Below are 16352 nucleotides of genomic sequence, written 5' to 3'. Positions count from 1 at the left end.
CGCTCACTCCAGCGGCCGTGCGACGACGCCCAGATGGTCCTCGTGGTAGGGGTCGAGCTCCTCGCTCGCGAGCACCTCGTAGGACGTCGAAAGCTCCGCCACCACCTCGTCGAACACGTCCTCGGGGTCGGCGGTCACGTCCTCGCTGCGGGCCTTGACGGCCGCGAGCAGGCGGCCGTCGCCGTCGAGGAACTGCCGGTTCAGCGCCGCCACGCGGGCCTGGCCGCGGGTGGCCACGTCCTGAACGATCACGTCGACGGGCTCGACGACGTGAGCGTAGCTCTCGGGCCGGCGGGCGTCTTTCAACAGCGGAAAGAGGTTCGGCCGGTGGTCGGCGGCGTCGAGCAGCTCCCGGACCGGTCGCGGGGCGAACTCGACGGCGTAGGTCGGCCCGCCGAAGTCGGCGACGTGGCTCACGGTCGTCCCGGCCGCGGCACCGAGATACAGCGTTTTCAGGTCCGCTTCCAGCCCGGTGTCCATCCCCAGGGCGAGCATCGCGCCGAGCTTCGAGCGGTGGGGGTCCCACCGGCGCCACTCGCCGTCGGTCCGCTCGCCGTACTCGGGGTGGCCCCGGGTGGCGATACTCGTCGTCCCGTCGAAGTCGTGACGCTCGACGCCTTCGGGCAGCGACGGCGTCATTCGCCCTCACCCCCTCGCGACCGGATGCGCTCCATGCGGTCGTCGAGTTCCCGCTGGAGGTCCGGCCGCCGGTCGCCGCTGTAGTGGTCGATGCGCGCGGCGATGGAGAGCTTCCCCGCGAGGGCGCGGGCGGCCGACCCGCGCTCTTCGCGTCGCGTCCCGCTGACGTACTCGTGGGTGAAGATGACGCCGTGCTTCGGGGAGGGAGTCCCGCCACTGAGATGCGCGAACAGGGCGTCTTCGGCACCCAGAACCTGAACGGTGCCGCTTGGCTGCTTGGCGAGCGATTCGAGGCCACCAGAGAGCGAGAGCAGGCGTGCCGCGAGGACCGGCCCGGCGAGCATCGATAGGTTCGGGGCGACGGCCGGCGCCGTGCGTTCGATGTAGGCCCGCAGCTCGTCGGCCTCCGCCGCCACCGCGACGACGCGCTCCGCGAGTGACCGGAGCGCGCGGTCGCCGCCCTCGTCGCCGTCCCCGACCTCGCCGTCGGCGATTCGTCGGGCGTAGCCGACGCCGCTGCCGTCCTCGTCGTACCGACTCGTGCCCCACTCGGCGACGCGTTCGGCCAGTTCGTTGGCGGTGCGCTCGCAATCGCTCATCGCGCGCACCGCGTGGACGAGCTGCTTGTCGTCGGCGCGCTCGGCCTCGGTGACGGCCGCTTCGGTGGCTGCCGTCGTCGCGGCGTGCAATCGGTCGTAGTACTCGTCGGCGTCCGCGGCGAATCCCGATTCGACGGCCCGAGCGGGCCAATCGTCAGGGGCGTCGGCGCTGCCGCTCGCGATGCGTTCTACGGCGGCGGCCTCGTCGTCTGGGTCGAGACCCGCGAACCAGCCGCCCTGCTCGCTCGTGTCAGTCATTGGCCGTACTACTGGGCCTCGTTGTATATGCGTTCCCGAAACGGCCGCGGTTACGGCGAGTCCCGGGCCACGCGGCTGCGTCGCCCCTCGCCAGCGGTCAGCAACGAGCCCCAGAACGAGCGGACGAACAGCAGCCACGCGACCGCGACCAGCGCGGAGCCGCCGACGGTCAGGTCCGCCACCGAGCCCGATAGCTGCGGGACGGCCCGCAGCCACAGCAGGCCGACCCCGACGTTGAGTGTCGCTACCTGCACCCACGAGGGAGCGTCCCGCGCCGCGGCCGAAGCCGTCCGCTCGACCAGTGACTCCTCGGCGGGTCGCTGTGTCGCCACCACCATGACAGGCAGGAACGCCATCGCGAGCTGGAGCATCCACCCGAGTACCAGCGCGGTGATGGCGGCCGCTTCGATAGCTCCGACCGGGACGGCGGTCGGCGCGAGCAGGACGAACGGGGCGACGGGTATCGGCGCGACGAGCCAGAGGTAGGCGCCGACCACCAGCGCGAGTCTGCTGGGCTGTGTCCAGCCGCTCGTGCGGGCCGTCCCGACCACGTTCGCGAGCAGCGCGACGGTGCCAGTCAGGTAGCCGGCGAGCCCGGCCAGGGTGAGCGCTGCGAGGGCGAGCGGCGGCCCGGCGACGAGGCCGAGCGCACCGAGGGTCAGCCCCCAGAAGGTGACCGGCACGAGGCGGGGGTAGCGCAGCGATGCCCCCAGCATCGGCGGGAGCAACGTGAGCAGGGCCCCAGCGACGACGAGTCCGAGCAGTCCCCAGACGTTGGCGTGGACGTGTGCCTCGAGGAGTCCGACGTACCCACCGGGCCCGTAACGGTGCAGCAACAGTCCCGCCGCCGCGGCGATGCCGGCGACGAGGAACCACGGCGCAGTCCGGTAGTATTCGGCAGCCGGGCCGCTGCCCGTCGTCCCGAGGACGGTGGCGAGGAGGAGCGCGAGTGCGAGGAGGACACCTGCAGCACCCGCCAGTGCGGTAGTCGCCGACCCCGTCACCATCCCCAGCACGACCAGCGGGTAGCCGGCGTTCAGGAAGAGCCACTGCGTCCACCGACTCCCGGTCGTCGACGCAACGTCACCGCCCAGAAGCGACGGAAGGAGCCCGAACACCGCCTGTGTCAGCCCGCCGATAGTGACGAGGTGAACAGTGACCCAGCGGAGCCGAGGGAGCCCGTCTATCAGGCCCGCGGCGACGGCGATACTCGTCGCCAGCGCGACGAGCCCGGCTGTCAGATACACGCCGGCTACGAGAACGAACGGATTCGTGCGTGAGCGCATCGAGAACACGGTGGTCCTACGGTCGACGGCGGGATAGCCACGGGGCCGAACCGCTCAGCCGCCCCCGAACATCGCTGGCCGGGGCGAACACGTTAGAAGCGTGGGGGGCGAAACTAGGGCCCTCGTATGCCACGGGCGAAACTCACCCTCGCTGTCCCCGAAGACAGCTGGGTCCACGAGGTCTCGACGGCCGACACGGAGCTGACGGTCAAGGTCCACACGGTGCTCGCCCACGCACAGGTGGGCGTTGCCGTCGTCGAACTGACGACTGCGGACCCGGTTTCGGCGCTTTCGGCGTTGGACGACCACGCGGACGTCGCCGACGTGGACCTTCTGGCGACGCGCGAGGACAGCGTCCTGTTGCAGGTCGAGACGACGAGCCCGGCGCTCGTGGTACCGCTCTGGCAGGCCGGTGTGCCCGTCGAGTTGCCGTTTTCCGTCCGGAACGGCGACGTGACGTGGACGGTGCTGACCTCGGCAGACCGACTCGCGGCCCTCGGGCAGGCCCTCGACGAGGCCGGTATCGACTACGAACTGACGTTCGCCCGCGATATCGACGGGCGATGGGCCGCTCGCGTCATGACCGACAGACAGCGGGAGGTGCTGCTGGCCGCGCTAGAGATGGGGTACTACGCGACGCCCCGCGAGGCCACGCTGACCGAGGTCGCGGCCCATCTGGACATTTCCAAGGCGACGTGTAGCGATATCCTCCACCGGGCCGAGGGGAACCTCGTGACCCGGTTCGCCGCCGAGGCGCTGTCTCGATAGCGAGGGCGGCCCACTGCTATCACGTGTCCATATCTGTTTATATGCTCTCCGAGCCAATATAAGGTCGTTATGAGAGAACAGCGTAACCCCTTCGACAGCATGGAGCAGTTCTTCGACCAGATGCGCCGGGAGATGTTCGGCGTTCAGGGGTCGCGTGACGGCCGTCAGTCCGGCGACAACTGGGGCCAGACACCGGCCGTCCGGGAACCGCAGTACGACGAGAGCGGCTGGGACGCGGGCGTCACCATCGAGGAGACCGACGACGGCTTCGTGGTCCTCGCCGACCTCCCAGGGTTCGACCGGGACGAGCTCTCCATTCGGCTCCGCGACGAGCACCTCCACCTCAGCGGCGAACACGAGGTCGGGGAGGGCATGAGCTACCGGAGCCGACGGGTCAGCGAACGGATTCACCTCCCGGCCCGGGTCGACCCGGACCACGTGACGGCGAGCTACCACAACGGCGTGCTCGAAGTCCGGTTCGTGGTCGAGACCGACGACGCGGCGGACGGAACGGACATCCACATCGAGTGAGTCCGCCGGCGGTTGCTATCCCGCTAGTGAACAGTTTAGAACGTGTTTCGTGTTATCATCCCGTACATACTTGACCGTCTGTGGTCAACTACGGCAGTATGGGCGCCACACCGGGGTGGTTCGAGACCGAGGCCGAGTACACCGACGAGGTCGTCGGGACCGACACGCTCGGTGAGCTGTTTGCGGCGACGGCTCGGCGCAACGCCGACCGCGACGCCCAGCAGTACAAGGGCGGCGTCTACGACCGCTCGCTGACCGACGATGTCGTGCCGGCACCGCCCGACGGCGAGTACGGGACGATCAGCTACGAGCGGATGCACGAACTCGTGAAGTACCTCGCCGCCGGCTTCCGGGACCTCGGCGTGGCCGCCGACACTCGCGTCGGCCTCTTCGCCTCGACGCGGATGGAGTGGGCGCTGTCGGACTTCGCCGTGCTGTCGGCCGGCGGCGTCGTGACGACGGTGTACACCGACTCCTCGACCGGGCAGGTCCGGCATCTGCTCGACGACCCAGGTGCCGAGGTGGCGGTCGTCGGGACCGGCGACCAGCTAGAGCGCGTGTTGGCCGTGGCGGACGAGCTGGCGCTGTCGACAATCGTCACCATGGACGACTGCGCGCCGGACCGAGCGGACGTCGTGACGCTCGCGGACGTGTACGAGCGTGGGCAGGCGGTTTTCGAGGAGTCCGCCTACCAGTCCTGGCTCGCGGACCGCCAGCCCGGGGACCTGGCGAGCGTCATCTACACCTCCGGGACGACGGGGAAACCGAAGGGGGTCCGGCTGACACATCGGAACTTCCGGGCGAACGTCAACCAGACGCGACGCCGGCTGGGCCCCCGCCCCGACAAGTCGCCGGAGCTCCCCGTCGTCTCGGCCGGGATGCGCTCTATCGCCTTTCTCCCGCTCGCGCACGTCTTCGAGCGGCTGGCCGGCCACTTCTTCATGTACGCGTCGGGAGTGACCGTCGGCTACGCCGAGAGCCCGGAGACGCTCACCGGGGACCTACTCGCACTCCGGCCACAGATGGGCGCGAGCGTCCCCCGCGTCTACGAGCGCATCTTCCGGCGAATGCGCGAGCAGGCCGGTGATTCGCCCGTCACGGAGCGCCTCTTCGAGTGGTCGCTGGACGTGGCCCGACGCTACGCCCGCACGGAGGACGCGGGGCCGGTGCTGTCGCTCCAGCACCGACTGGCCGACCGCCTCGTCTACAGCACCGTCAGAGAGGGGCTGGGCGGCGAGGTGGAGTTCATGGTCAGTGGCGGGGGCAGCCTCTCGAAGTCGCTGTGTGAGACGTTCATCGGGATGGGAATCGACATCGTCGAGGGGTACGGCCTCACCGAGACGGCGCCCGTCATCGCCATCAATCCGCCCGAGGACCTCCGGCCGGGGACGCTCGGCTACCCCGTCACGGAGCTGGACTATCACATCGACACCCACGTCGTCGACGACACGGAGTTCGACGACGTGACCGGGCGTCTTGGCGAACTGCTCGTCGACGGTCCGAACGTCACCGAGGGGTACTGGAACGACCCCGGCGAGACGGACCGCGGGTTCGTCGAACGGGACGGCCGCCGCTGGTTCCGGACCGGCGACATCGTGGAACTGACCGACGACGGCTTTCTGGTCTACCACGACCGACTGAAACAGCTCATCGTCCTCTCGACGGGCAAGAACGTCGCGCCCCAGCCCATCGAGGACCTGTTCGCGACGGTAGACCGGGTCAACCAGGTCATGGTCGTCGGCGACGACCGGAAGTTCGTGGGCGCGCTCGTGGTCCCCGACTTCGAGGAGATAGAGCGGCTCGCGGCGCGGGCGGGCGTCGACCTGCCGGAGGACCCGTACGCCCGATGTGACCACGAGCAGGTCCGGGAGTGGGTTCGGGCCGCCATCGAGGACGCCAACGCCGAACTGGAGCGCACCGAGCGCATCAAGGCCTTCGAGCTGGTCCCCGAGGAGTGGACCACGGACAACGACCTCCTCACGCCGTCGATGAAGAAGAAGCGGCGCAACATTCAGGAGGCGTTCGAGTCGAAGGTCGACGCCATCTACGATGAGACCTAGCCCGGCGGCGCCCCTGTTGCTCGTGAGCCGGGCGCCGCCGGGCCGTCTCCCCGCACGACCGCTGCACTGAAACGGCTCGCCCCGGTACGGAGCGCATGACCGACGACTACGCCGAACGGCTCCGCCGGAACCGCGCCGAGAAGGACGACTTCTTCGCCGACCACCCGCAGTCACCGGTTCCGCCGGAAGAGCGCGGGTCGTTCGATGGGCTCGCGTACTTCGAGCCGGACCCGAGCTACCGCGTCGAGGCGACCGTGACCCGCCACGACGACCCCGACCCCGTCGAGATGGAGACGACCGACGGCCGCGTCGTCCGCTATCTCCACGTCGTCACCTTCGCGTTCGAGGTCGACGGCGAGGCCGCCGAGTTGCAGGGGTACCGGCAGGCCGGTGACGACCCCGGACAGCTGTTCGTCCCGTTCCGGGACAAGACGACAGGTCAGCAGACCTACGAGGCGGGCCGCTACATGGAGCTAGAGAGCGACGCGGAACTGACAGACGGCGACACCGCGACGCTGGATTTCAACCTCGCGTACGCGCCGTTCTGTGCGTACAGCGAGACGTTCTCCTGCCCGCTCCCGCCGGAGGCGAACTGGCTGGACGTGGCCGTCGAGGCCGGCGAGCGGACGGCGTGACCCCTCACCGTTGGAACACATGAAGGAACTGTTTTCAGGGCTTCGCTGCTAACGAACCGTATGGCAACTGCCTCACAGGAGCGACCAGTGCTCCAGTCGGCTATCGCGCTCGTCTCCGCCTTCGGGCTCGGCGCCGGCGGACTGCTCTTTGGCGTGGCGCTGTTACTGTTGACGGTCGCGGGTATCGGGCTCGTCACGGGGACAATCGTCTCCGGGTTCGCCTTTCTCGTTCTCAGCCTCGTCTTCATCCAGGGGGTCGGCTGTGCCGGCGTCGCGCTCAGCTACTACAAGCTCAGACCGGCCATCGCACCGCGGGTCCGCTCGCTGCTCGACCTCGCCGGTGACGGGAAGTCCTTTGGCATCCCCGCCGGAGTTCCGACCCTGAAGCAGGCGGGAATCGTGCTGGGCGGCTACGCCGCGGCGATAGTCTGGGTCATGTTCTCCGGCATCATCATGACGGTCATTCAGAACATCCGCGGCCAGCCGCTCCAGACCGGGAACAACGCCGCGGCGGAGCTCGGTCGCTCGAACCCGGAGGTGCTCTTGCTGCTGATTCCGGCCTCGATTCTCGTCATCGGGCCCGGCGAGGAACTGCTCTTTCGCGGGGTGGTGCAGGGACGCATCCGCGAGCGGTTCAGTCGGGTGCCGGGCGTCATCATCCCGAGCGCCATCTTCGCGGCGCTCCACCTGTTCGCCCTCGTGGGCGGCTCGCTGCTGGGCAATCTAGTCGTCGTGAGCATCCTCTTTGGGACCGCGACGGTGTTCGGCGTCGCCTACGAGTACTCGGGGAACATCGTCGTCCCGTCGCTGATACACGGGCTCTACAACGCGACGCTGTTTACCATCCTCTATGTCAGCGTGACGATGGGCGACGAACTGGCCCAGCAGGGACTGCTGGGTATCGGCGCGTGAACGGGTCGGCTGTCGCCTCGCTACCGCCGTAAGCGCTCACTCGCGGGCCGCGGCGACGTGGTCGGTGGCTTCTTGTGCGGTCATGCCACGGACGCCACAGGCACAGGAGAACAGCTCCGGGTCGGCCAGTTCCTCGACCTGTTCCCGGCGCTCCCGTTCGAGTGTCTCGGTGTCGTCGTCGTACTCGAAGTAGACCCTGTAGCTCACCTGCGAAACGCCCTCGATTCGGTGTGTCTCGTCGGGGTCCGGGTTCGCGATGGCCTCGGCGTGTTCGGCCTGCATCGTCTCTTTCCACTGCTGGAGGTTCGAATCTGGGTCAGCGTCTTCGGTCACGTCCGGAGGGTTGTGACAACCGGACAAAAATCCCGGTGGCCGCTGCCCCGTTTAACCGGCCTGAAGCTGCCGGCACCACGGCTAATCCAGCGAGCGCCGTTTCCCCGCCTGAGGGTCGCGTTCGAACCCGTCTACGAGCGACCACAGCGAGGATACTTCCATGGCGACACAACACGCTGCACGCGAACAACGGGACAGTCATCGAGCGCAGTCGGACAGCGGAACAGCCACCGACCCGGTGATGCGCGGTGTCCAGCTCGTGGTCGGAACGGTACTGCTCGTCCGTGGCCTCGGACAGCGGTCGGTCAGTGGGACAGTGACGGCACTGGGCGGCGCCTGGCTGGTCTCTCGGGGCGTGGGCGGCCCCTCCGGGATGAAACGGGCGCTCACCGGGCGAAACGACGGGTCCAGTGAACGAGGGGCCGAGCGGACAGCGCCGCCCGAGACAGACGTTCACCGCTCTATTACCGTCGGGCAGTCCGCCGAGGACTGCTACGACGCCTGGCGTGACCCCGACACGTTCTCGCGGGTCATGGGGCACGTCGCCGACGTGGAGGCGGTCGACAGCGACCGGTCCCGGTGGACGGTCCACGGGCCCTACGGACAGGACGCCTCCTGGGAGACCCACGTCGTCGAATCGGAGCCGGGCGAGCTGGTCCGCTGGGAGACGCCGACGGACGCCGTGTTGCCCAACGAAGGGTCGGTCCGCTTCGAGGCCGCACCGGGTGACCGCGGGACCCTGGTGACGCTCTCGGTCAGCTTCGACCCGCCCGGCGGGACGTTGGGGGACAGAGCCCTACAGCAGCTCGATATCGTTCCGGAGAAACTGGCCGGCCAGGCCCTGGGCCGGTTCAAAAGCCTCGTCGAGACCGGTGAGGTCCCGACGCTCGAAAAGAACCCGTCCACGAGAGGAGAGGGGGATACGGTATGAGAGCGCTCACCTGGCACGGCAAACACGACATCCGCGTCGAGGACGTGCCCCGGCCCGAAATCGTCAATCCGAACGACGCCATCATCGAGGTCACGGCGACGGCCATCTGTGGCTCCGACCTCCACCTCTACCACGGACGGGTCCCCTCGATGCGGGAGGGCGACGTACTGGGCCACGAGCCGATGGGCGAGGTGGTCGAGGTCGGCAGCGGGGTCGAGACGCTCGACGTGGGCGACCGCGTCGTCGTCCCCTTCACCATCAGCTGTGGGTCGTGCTGGTTCTGTCAGAACGACCTCTACTCCCTCTGTGACAACTCGAACCCGAACGCCGAGCTCGCCCGCGAGGTGATGGGCCACTCGCCGGCCGGCCTCTACGGCTACTCCCACATGATGGGCGGCTACGCCGGCGGGCAGGCCGAGTACCTGCGGGTCCCGTACGCGGACGTGGGGCCGGTCAAGATAGAATCCGACCTCTCCGACGAGCAAGTCCTGTTCCTCTCGGACATCTTCCCGACGGGACACATGGCCGCCGAGAACGCCGACATCGACGAACACGACACGGTCGCGGTCTGGGGCTGTGGCCCCGTCGGCCAGTTCGCCGTCCAGAGCGCCGACATGCTCGGTGCCGACCGGGTCGTCGCTATCGACCGCGTCCCCGAGCGCCTGGCGATGGCCCGCGACCACGGCGGCGCGGAGACCATCAACTACGAGGAGGAAGACGTCTACGACCGGCTGATGGAGTTGACCGGGGACCGCGGCCCCGACAGCTGCATCGACGCCGTCGGGACCGACGCCCACGGAACGGGCGTCGTGGCGACCTCCGACCGGGTGAAACAGCGGCTGAATCTGGAGGACGACCGCCCGACGGTGCTCCGCGAGGCGATTCGGTGCTGCCGGAAGGGCGGGACGCTCTCGGTCCCCGGCGTCTACGTCGGCCGCGCGGACAACTTCCCGATGGGACCGCTGATGAACAAGGGCATCACGGTCAAGACCGGGCAGACGCACGTCCAGCGCTATCTCGGTCCGCTACTCGACCAGATAGAGTCGGGCAACATCGACCCCTCCTTCGTCGTCACCCACGACGCACCCCTGGAGGACGGACCGGAGCTCTACGAGACGTTCAACGACAAGGAGGACGACTGCATCAAGGTCGTTCTGCGGCCCTGAGTGCGGGGCAGAGAGCGTTACTCGCCGACGGAATCGAGCACGTCGGGGTGGTGCTCGACCATGTAGGGCTCTATCGGGTCCGACCGCTCCCAGAGGTACTCGAACAGTTCTTGGCCCCACTTCACTGCCGACTCGGTCTCGGAGACCAGCGTCGCCGAGGTGTCCGAGAGCGTTGGCTCGTCAGCATCCACCGTCGGGAGCCCGAACAGCACGAACTCGTCGCCGACGACGGATGCGAACTGACACGCCGTGAGCCGCATCTGGACCGCCGGCAGGTCCTCCAGCTTCTCGCGGTGGCCCTCACGGTAGCGCTGGACGCTGATGTCCGTCGCCTCGCGAGTGACGAGCATCCGCGTCTCGGGATTGTCCGGGACGTTCACCTGGTGGTTCAACGAGTAGAACGGCGTCGTGATGTCAGGGGCCGCCGCAGCGGCCATCCGGCTCACGGCGACCTGTTCGGCCCGGTTGGGTTCGCCCGGGCCGTCCCGGTAGACCTCGTAGTCGCCGAGTTCGGGGAGCCGGCGACGGAAGGGGTCGGGAATCACGTCGGCGCGGTGGGTCCGCCAGTAGGCCGGGTCGATTTCCAGGAACGACTCGGTGCCCTGCCACTCTTCGACGCTGTCCGCGACGATCCGCCCCTGTGCGGTCAGCGCCCACGTCCCCTTGCTCTTCACGGCGATACCGCGCTCCTCGAGCGACGAGAGCGCGTCGTACACCGCCGATTCGCTCGCGGCTGTCTCCCCCAGTAGCTCGCCGGTCGGGGTCGGGCCGGCGGCGAGCTGCTGGACGATGGCCGTCCGGACCCTCGAGGTGACGACGAACTCGTTTGGTGAGGTATCCGGCATCGTTCTGACCGAGTCACCGCTCCATAATAAAAACTCTCCGCCGGCCGGTCGGCTCCACCAGCAGTGAATCACTCAACCGACCGGTCACTGTTCCTGTTGGCGCTACGACAGTGTTTATTGTTCGCTCGGCCGACAGTGACACCGTGTCACACATGAACGTTCGTCATACAGTGCAGTTCCGAGCGAGGGCACAGCGATGAGTCAGCTACTGGACGGCCAGACCACCGTCGTCACGGGGGGCGCCAGCGGCCTCGGGCGGGCCATCTCGCTGAGGTTCGCCGAGCATGGCGCGAACGTGGTCGTCGCCGACATCCGCGAAGACCCGAAGGAGGGCGGCGAGCCGACCCACGAGCGTATCGCGGCCGAGACGGACCAGCGAGCGGAGTACGTCGAGTGTTCGGTGACCGACTACACTGACCTCGAAGTGGCCGCCGAGGCGGCCGAGGAACTGGGTGGTCTGGACATCTGGGTCAACAACGCCGGCGTCATCTCACACATCGACTTTCTCGAGGTCACGCCCGAGGACTTCGACCACGTGATGGACATCGACCTGAAGGGGGTGTTCTTCGGCGCCCAGGCCGCCGCAAAGCAGTTCCTAGACCAGGAGACGGCCGGGACCATCATCAACATGGCCAGTCTCGCGGCGGCCCGCACCGGCGGTGACATGCCGCTCTATGGCCCCGCAAAAGCAGGCGTCCAGCAGCTCACCTTCTCGCTCGCCGACCGCTTCGGCGACGAGGGTATCCGCGTCAACTGCATCAACCCCGGCTGGACCGAGACACAGATGCTCGCCGAGTCACCGATGGGCGAGGGTGAGGAGGGCCAGCGTTTTCAGGAGATGCTGTTGGGGGCGATACCGCAGGGCCGCTTTGGGAGACCAGAGGAGGTGGCCAACGTCGCCCTGTTCCTGGCCAGTGACCTCGCCTCCTACGTCAACGGCGAGCGTATCCTCGTCGACGGCGGGTTCGCACACACGTAGTCGCGACGGGGGGTCGGACCGTGACCCCGGACGCCACGAGCAGGGAGACGAATCACCGCTCGTCGTCAGTCGGCGTCGGTGTCGTCCGGCAGGCTCCCCTCGGTGGCCGCCATCAGCTCCGCCCACTCGTCGAGCGGGCTGAACTCCAGCAACACGGTCCCGGCGTCGACCGCGATGCTGTGGTCCGGCGCCATGTAGTAGACGTCCCCGGCCTCGACTCCCTCCTCGTGGTCGGCGTATCGGACCGTCATGCGGCCCGAGAGCATGTATCCCCAGTGGGGACACTGACACCGGCCGTTCGGTAACCCCGCCAGAAGCGGTGCATCGTCGAAGTCCCGCAAGTACGTCTCGTACCCGACGCGCATATCGCCCCAGTAAGCCTCCCGCCAGATACCCTCGTCCAGCGTGTGCGTCGCTTCGAACTCGGGGAGTGCGGACCGCTGGCCCCTTGCGCTCTCGATTGCCATACGTCGCGCTACGCCCCCATCGACCATAACCGAGGTGACAGGATACGGCCGATATCGGTGTGGTTGCGTCCCCGACTCGGCCGGGTGCGTACGCGAAACGTCCCCACGGTCCGACGACGGACCTGCGCCGCCGTCTCCCGCCCGGTGACTTATGTTGCTGTGACTTCTTTTCAATACGCTAACTTTATGACCTACACAGCGACGGTTCTCGACAGGTATCCGCTCACGCCCCGCGTGTCGGGCTTTCGCCTGCGCGTGCCCGGCCACACGTTCGACCACCGGCCCGGCCAGCACACGACTGTCCGGTTCGACTCGGGCGACGAGCGGGTGGTCCGACCGTACACCCCGACGAACCTCCCAGGTACCGAACAGCTCACCCTCGCTATCAAGCGCTACGACGACGGGCTGGCCTCCTCGTACGTGCACACCACCCGCCCGGGCGACCAGATCACCATCGGTGAACTGGAGGGGAATCTGGGACTGGCCGATAAAGACCGCGACGTGGCGTTCCTCGCGACGGGGACCGGACTCACGCCGATGCTCGCGATGCTCCGGCAGTACGTCCGGGAAGGCACCGGCGAGGCGACGCTCCTCTTTGGCGAGCGCGACGAGGAGTCGCTCATCCACCGCGGGACGCTGAACGAACTCGCCGCCATGCACCCGGAAGTCGACGTAGCGTTCACTCTCTCGGACCCCAACTGGGAGTGGACGGGCCGGGCGGGATACGTCCAGGACCACCTCGACACGCTGTTCGACGACTTCGAGGAAACCGACTTCTACGTCTGTGGCGTGCCGGGGATGGTCGTCGACACCACGGACCGGCTCGGCGAACTCGGCGCACCGGACGAGCGCATCCACAGCGAAGGCTGGGAACAGGACGCCGCGGGCGAGGGCTGACACACGCGACACACCATGCAGAGCACGAACCCGTACACGACGGACGTACTGGACAGCTACGAGACGCCGACGGACCGGGAGGTCGAACAGGCCATCGAGGCGGCCGCCGACCGCTTCCCCGAGTGGGCCGACCGGTCGGTTCAGGACCGCTGCCGTCTCGTCGACCGAGCCGGCGACCTGCTCGGCGAGCGCCTCGATGAGTACGCCTCGCTGATGACCCGCGAGATGGGCAAACCCATCGAGCAGGCCCGCGCGGAGGTCGAGAAGTGCGCGTGGCTGTGTGACTACTACGCCGAAACCGCCCCCGAACAGCTCGCCGACGAGGTCGTCGGCACCGAGGCCGACGCCCGCACGCTCGTGAGCTACGAGCCGGTCGGGCCGGTGCTTGCCATCATGCCGTGGAACTTCCCGTTCTGGCAGGTGTTTCGCTTCGCCGTCCCGAACCTCGCGGCGGGCAACGTGGGCCTGCTGAAACACGCCTCGAACGTCCCCGGCTGTGCGCGGGCCATCGAAGACGTTCTCCACGACGCCGGCGTCCCCGAGAGCGCCTTCCAGTCGTTGCTCGTGGACTCGGAGACGGCCGCCGACCTCGTCGGGGACGATCGGATTCGAGGCGTCACGCTCACCGGGAGCGAGGGGGCCGGCCGCGCCGTCGCCGAGCGGGCCGGAAGCGAGCTGAAAAAGAGCGTCCTCGAACTCGGCGGGTCGGACCCGTTCGTGGTCCTCGACGACGCGCCGGTCGAGGCGACCGCGGAGACGGCCGTGACCGCGCGCACCCAGAACAACGGCCAGTCCTGTATCGCGGCCAAGCGCTTTATCGTCCACACCGACGTCTACGACGAGTTCGTCGGGGCGTTCCACGAGAGGCTCGACGCGCTGACCGTGGGTGACCCGCGCGAGGAGTCGGTCGACGTGGGGCCCCTCGCCCGCGAGGACCTCGTCGCTGACCTCCACGACCAGGTGACCGCGACCGTCGACGCCGGGGCCACGCTGGCGCTGGGCGGCGAGCCGATGGACCGCGAGGGCGCCTTCTACGCGCCCACGCTGCTGACGGACGTACCCCGAGACGCCTCGGCGGCGACCGAAGAGACCTTCGGCCCCGCCGCGGCCGTCTTCGAGGTGGACGACGAGGCCGAAGCGCTCGAACTGGCCAACGACACGAGTTTCGGCCTCGGCGCGAGCGTCTGGACGGGCGACCTCGACCGCGGCGAGCGCATCGCACGGGAGTTCGAGGCCGGCCTCTGTTTCGTCAACGAGTACGTCCAGTCGGACCCGCGGCTGCCCTTCGGCGGCGTGAAAAACTCCGGCTACGGTCGCGAACTCTCCCGCCACGGCATCCGGGAGTTCGTCAATCGCAAGAGTATCTGGGTCCAGCACGGCTTGGGCGGAGACGGGGGGACGTGAGGCCACAGCCGACAGTCGAAGACGGCCGACGGCTGCGCGGTACTTACCGCTGTGACTCCCGCAGAATCAGCGGCTCGATCGCCAGCGTTCGTTTCGCGATCGTGACGATTCGCAACACGTACGACGTAAACAAAAGGAACGGGACGAGCGTTATCGTGAACGCGGCCCCGATGAGTAGCGTCATGTGAGCCACCCCGAACGTGCGCCCGGGGAGTGTCGCACCTTCGACGGTAGTGAGCATGACGCCGGCGACGACCAGCGCCGGAATCGCCGCGTACAGGATGAGCTGTGAGAGCGATACCAGCGCCCACTCGAAGTACAGCGTCTTCACGTGCTCTCTGGCCGGGCCGAACAGCGAGAGCGCCGTCTTCAGCTCGGTGAGGAGCGTGTTCTCCGGTTCGCCCAGGTCCTCCGCGTGGTCGTGTGCGATGCGTTCCACCTGGTATATCTTCCAGCCGTAGTTGTAGTTCAGCGCCGCGAACAGCACGTCGAAGCTGCCGAACGTGGCGCCGTCGAGTTGCTCCCGGACCTCCTCGGAGTTACCGATAAGGCTCTCGGTGAACTCCTGGACTTCCCACTGGAGCTGGTCGCTGTCGATGTCGCTCAGGCCGTCCCGAACCGCCTCGGCGCGCTGTTGGGCCACGCCGACGAGATCGCTGAGAAACGCCGACGGGTCCGCCGGGCTCGGCGAACCGATGAGTTCCTCGGCGTAGTCGCGAAAGTCCATCGAGTTCTCCATCCGATCGCGCTGTTCACCGAGCGGGCCGTTCTCCTGGGAGAGCACGAGCTGGCCGATGGTCACGACGAGCGTGACACCGGTGATGATCGCGCCGATCATCGCCGAGAACATCGTCTCGATAGTGTCACCGGAGCGCAGCTGTGGCAACAGCGCGGGCGGGAGCACCGTCACGAGGGCCACGAAGAGAACGAACACCACGAGTGCCAACACGGCAGTCACGTGCCAGCGGTTCGCGCCGAGCAACAGCCAGATTTTGACGTGACTCTCCCCGGCCCGCTCGCGCATGGTGTTGGCCGTGCTGACGTCGATGTCGGTGTCGACGTTCGGGTTCGCGTCCCCGTCGATGGTGTCGGGGCTCACGACGGCGGTCCCTCGCCGTCGTCAGCCGACTGCTTCGCCCGCTCGAACACGAGGTACTTCGTTCCGCCGCCGGAGTAGTCTATCGTCTCGACGAACCGCCACCCCTCGGCGGCGAGTTCGTTCAGCTCCTTTTTCGGGTCCTCCGATTCCTTCTGTGTTTCTCCGCGGGGCGCTCTGAGCGTCTCGTACTCCCAGCGCTCGGTCTCGAACTGGGTCATCACTGACAGTTCTTCGCGTAGCTGTATAACGGTGGTCGCTGCGAGAGACCCACCCGCTGTGCTCACGCAGACTGCCTGTAGACGACACTGGTAGCACAGCGAAATGTCGCCCGGAACACTAACGTCCGGCATCATCCTCGGCGGTGTGCCACGTCAGCCGGCAAACCCTCGTGCCGGGCGAGCGACGACGCAGTCGCCGCTAGCTGTCGAGCCGGCGTCGGCCGGCTCGAAGGTCGCCCGCTAGGGCGACGGGTGCCGAGACGGCGCAAACCGTCGCGGCGGTGACGCCTTTCGAGCGTCAGGCGGGCGAGCGCGGCCGCCAGTC

At 67.9% G+C, this 16352-nt stretch carries 18 protein-coding genes; 10 read left to right on the top strand and 8 right to left on the bottom strand.

The window, feature by feature from the left end:
• Nucleotides 1-3 precede the first annotated feature (3 nt).
• The 3 genes from NDI56_RS02035 to NDI56_RS02025 are packed head-to-tail and all read right to left on the bottom strand — an operon-like array spanning nt 4 to nt 2782.
• Entirely contained in the window at nt 4-639 is a 636-nt protein-coding gene (locus NDI56_RS02035; RefSeq protein WP_310917743.1) for a fibrillarin-like rRNA/tRNA 2'-O-methyltransferase, read from the bottom strand.
• Complete coding sequence (locus NDI56_RS02030; RefSeq protein WP_310917742.1) at nt 636-1496, bottom strand: NOP5/NOP56 family protein; 861 nt, start codon at nt 1494-1496, stop codon at nt 636-638. The genes NDI56_RS02035 and NDI56_RS02030 overlap by 4 nt, the downstream gene beginning before the upstream one ends.
• 50 nt (nt 1497-1546) lie before the next feature.
• Entirely contained in the window at nt 1547-2782 is a 1236-nt protein-coding gene (locus NDI56_RS02025; RefSeq protein ID WP_310917741.1) for a hypothetical protein, read from the bottom strand.
• A gap of 126 nt (nt 2783-2908) precedes the next feature.
• On the opposite strand from NDI56_RS02025, the gene NDI56_RS02020 reads away from it, so the two are divergent.
• From NDI56_RS02020 to NDI56_RS02000, 5 genes are all read left to right on the top strand, one after another.
• On the top strand, nt 2909-3550 hold the full coding sequence (locus NDI56_RS02020; RefSeq protein WP_310917740.1) for a helix-turn-helix domain-containing protein: 642 nt from the start codon (nt 2909-2911) through the stop codon (nt 3548-3550).
• A 69-nt stretch (nt 3551-3619) separates the two neighbouring features.
• On the top strand, nt 3620-4081 hold the full coding sequence (locus tag NDI56_RS02015; protein WP_310917739.1) for an Hsp20/alpha crystallin family protein: 462 nt from the start codon (nt 3620-3622) through the stop codon (nt 4079-4081).
• A 98-nt stretch (nt 4082-4179) separates the two neighbouring features.
• Complete coding sequence (locus NDI56_RS02010) at nt 4180-6141, top strand: AMP-dependent synthetase/ligase (RefSeq protein ID WP_310917738.1); 1962 nt, start codon at nt 4180-4182, stop codon at nt 6139-6141.
• A gap of 95 nt (nt 6142-6236) precedes the next feature.
• A complete protein-coding gene (locus NDI56_RS02005; RefSeq protein WP_310917737.1) occupies nt 6237-6776 on the top strand; it encodes a DUF1684 domain-containing protein in 540 nt (179 codons plus the stop codon).
• 60 nt (nt 6777-6836) lie between these two features.
• On the top strand, nt 6837-7688 hold the full coding sequence (locus NDI56_RS02000) for a CPBP family intramembrane glutamic endopeptidase (protein WP_310917736.1): 852 nt from the start codon (nt 6837-6839) through the stop codon (nt 7686-7688).
• A 36-nt stretch (nt 7689-7724) separates the two neighbouring features.
• Here NDI56_RS02000 and NDI56_RS01995 read toward each other — a convergent pair whose 3' ends face one another.
• Nucleotides 7725-8021, bottom strand: coding sequence for a hypothetical protein (locus NDI56_RS01995; RefSeq protein ID WP_310917735.1), 297 nt, complete (start codon nt 8019-8021; stop codon nt 7725-7727).
• Between the two features lie 160 nt (nt 8022-8181).
• On the opposite strand from NDI56_RS01995, the gene NDI56_RS01990 reads away from it, so the two are divergent.
• Both NDI56_RS01990 and NDI56_RS01985 read left to right on the top strand, forming a co-directional pair.
• Nucleotides 8182-8952 (top strand): SRPBCC family protein, encoded by a 771-nt coding sequence (locus NDI56_RS01990; protein ID WP_310917734.1) that lies wholly within the window; start codon nt 8182-8184, stop codon nt 8950-8952.
• Nucleotides 8949-10118: a zinc-dependent alcohol dehydrogenase gene (locus tag NDI56_RS01985; protein ID WP_310917733.1), complete on the top strand. Its 1170-nt coding sequence runs from the start codon at nt 8949-8951 to the stop codon at nt 10116-10118. The genes NDI56_RS01990 and NDI56_RS01985 overlap by 4 nt, the downstream gene beginning before the upstream one ends.
• A 17-nt stretch (nt 10119-10135) precedes the next feature.
• Here NDI56_RS01985 and NDI56_RS01980 read toward each other — a convergent pair whose 3' ends face one another.
• Nucleotides 10136-10963 (bottom strand): helix-turn-helix transcriptional regulator, encoded by an 828-nt coding sequence (locus tag NDI56_RS01980; protein ID WP_310917732.1) that lies wholly within the window; start codon nt 10961-10963, stop codon nt 10136-10138.
• Between the two features lie 196 nt (nt 10964-11159).
• On the opposite strand from NDI56_RS01980, the gene NDI56_RS01975 reads away from it, so the two are divergent.
• On the top strand, nt 11160-11942 hold the full coding sequence (locus tag NDI56_RS01975; protein ID WP_310917731.1) for an SDR family NAD(P)-dependent oxidoreductase: 783 nt from the start codon (nt 11160-11162) through the stop codon (nt 11940-11942).
• A 65-nt stretch (nt 11943-12007) separates the two neighbouring features.
• Here the strand turns inward: NDI56_RS01975 and NDI56_RS01970 are convergent, their stop codons facing one another.
• Nucleotides 12008-12409, bottom strand: a complete 402-nt coding sequence (locus NDI56_RS01970; protein ID WP_310917730.1) for a cupin domain-containing protein — start codon at nt 12407-12409, stop codon at nt 12008-12010.
• Between the two features lie 186 nt (nt 12410-12595).
• On the opposite strand from NDI56_RS01970, the gene NDI56_RS01965 reads away from it, so the two are divergent.
• Entirely contained in the window at nt 12596-13306 is a 711-nt protein-coding gene (locus NDI56_RS01965; RefSeq protein WP_310917729.1) for a ferredoxin--NADP reductase, read from the top strand.
• Between the two features lie 15 nt (nt 13307-13321).
• Nucleotides 13322-14710 carry an NAD-dependent succinate-semialdehyde dehydrogenase gene (locus tag NDI56_RS01960; RefSeq protein ID WP_310917728.1) on the top strand — a complete coding sequence of 463 codons (1389 nt, stop codon included), beginning with the start codon at nt 13322-13324 and terminating at the stop codon, nt 14708-14710.
• Between the two features lie 43 nt (nt 14711-14753).
• Here the strand turns inward: NDI56_RS01960 and NDI56_RS01955 are convergent, their stop codons facing one another.
• Together NDI56_RS01955 and NDI56_RS01950 are read right to left on the bottom strand one after the other, a co-directional pair.
• Nucleotides 14754-15809 carry a DUF7972 family membrane protein gene (locus tag NDI56_RS01955; protein WP_470303398.1) on the bottom strand — a complete coding sequence of 352 codons (1056 nt, stop codon included), beginning with the start codon at nt 15807-15809 and terminating at the stop codon, nt 14754-14756.
• The gene (locus NDI56_RS01950; RefSeq protein WP_310917727.1) at nt 15806-16027 is read right to left on the bottom strand and encodes a DUF4177 domain-containing protein; all 222 of its coding nucleotides are present in this window, start codon (nt 16025-16027) and stop codon (nt 15806-15808) included. The genes NDI56_RS01955 and NDI56_RS01950 overlap by 4 nt, the downstream gene beginning before the upstream one ends.
• Nucleotides 16028-16352 lie beyond the last annotated feature (325 nt).

It is taken from the genome of Halomicroarcula saliterrae (assembly GCF_031624395.1).
GTDB lineage: Archaea > Halobacteriota > Halobacteria > Halobacteriales > Haloarculaceae > Haloarcula > Haloarcula saliterrae.
Note: the sequence above shows the minus strand (reverse complement) of the source record. Positions and strands in the feature narration are given on the sequence as shown.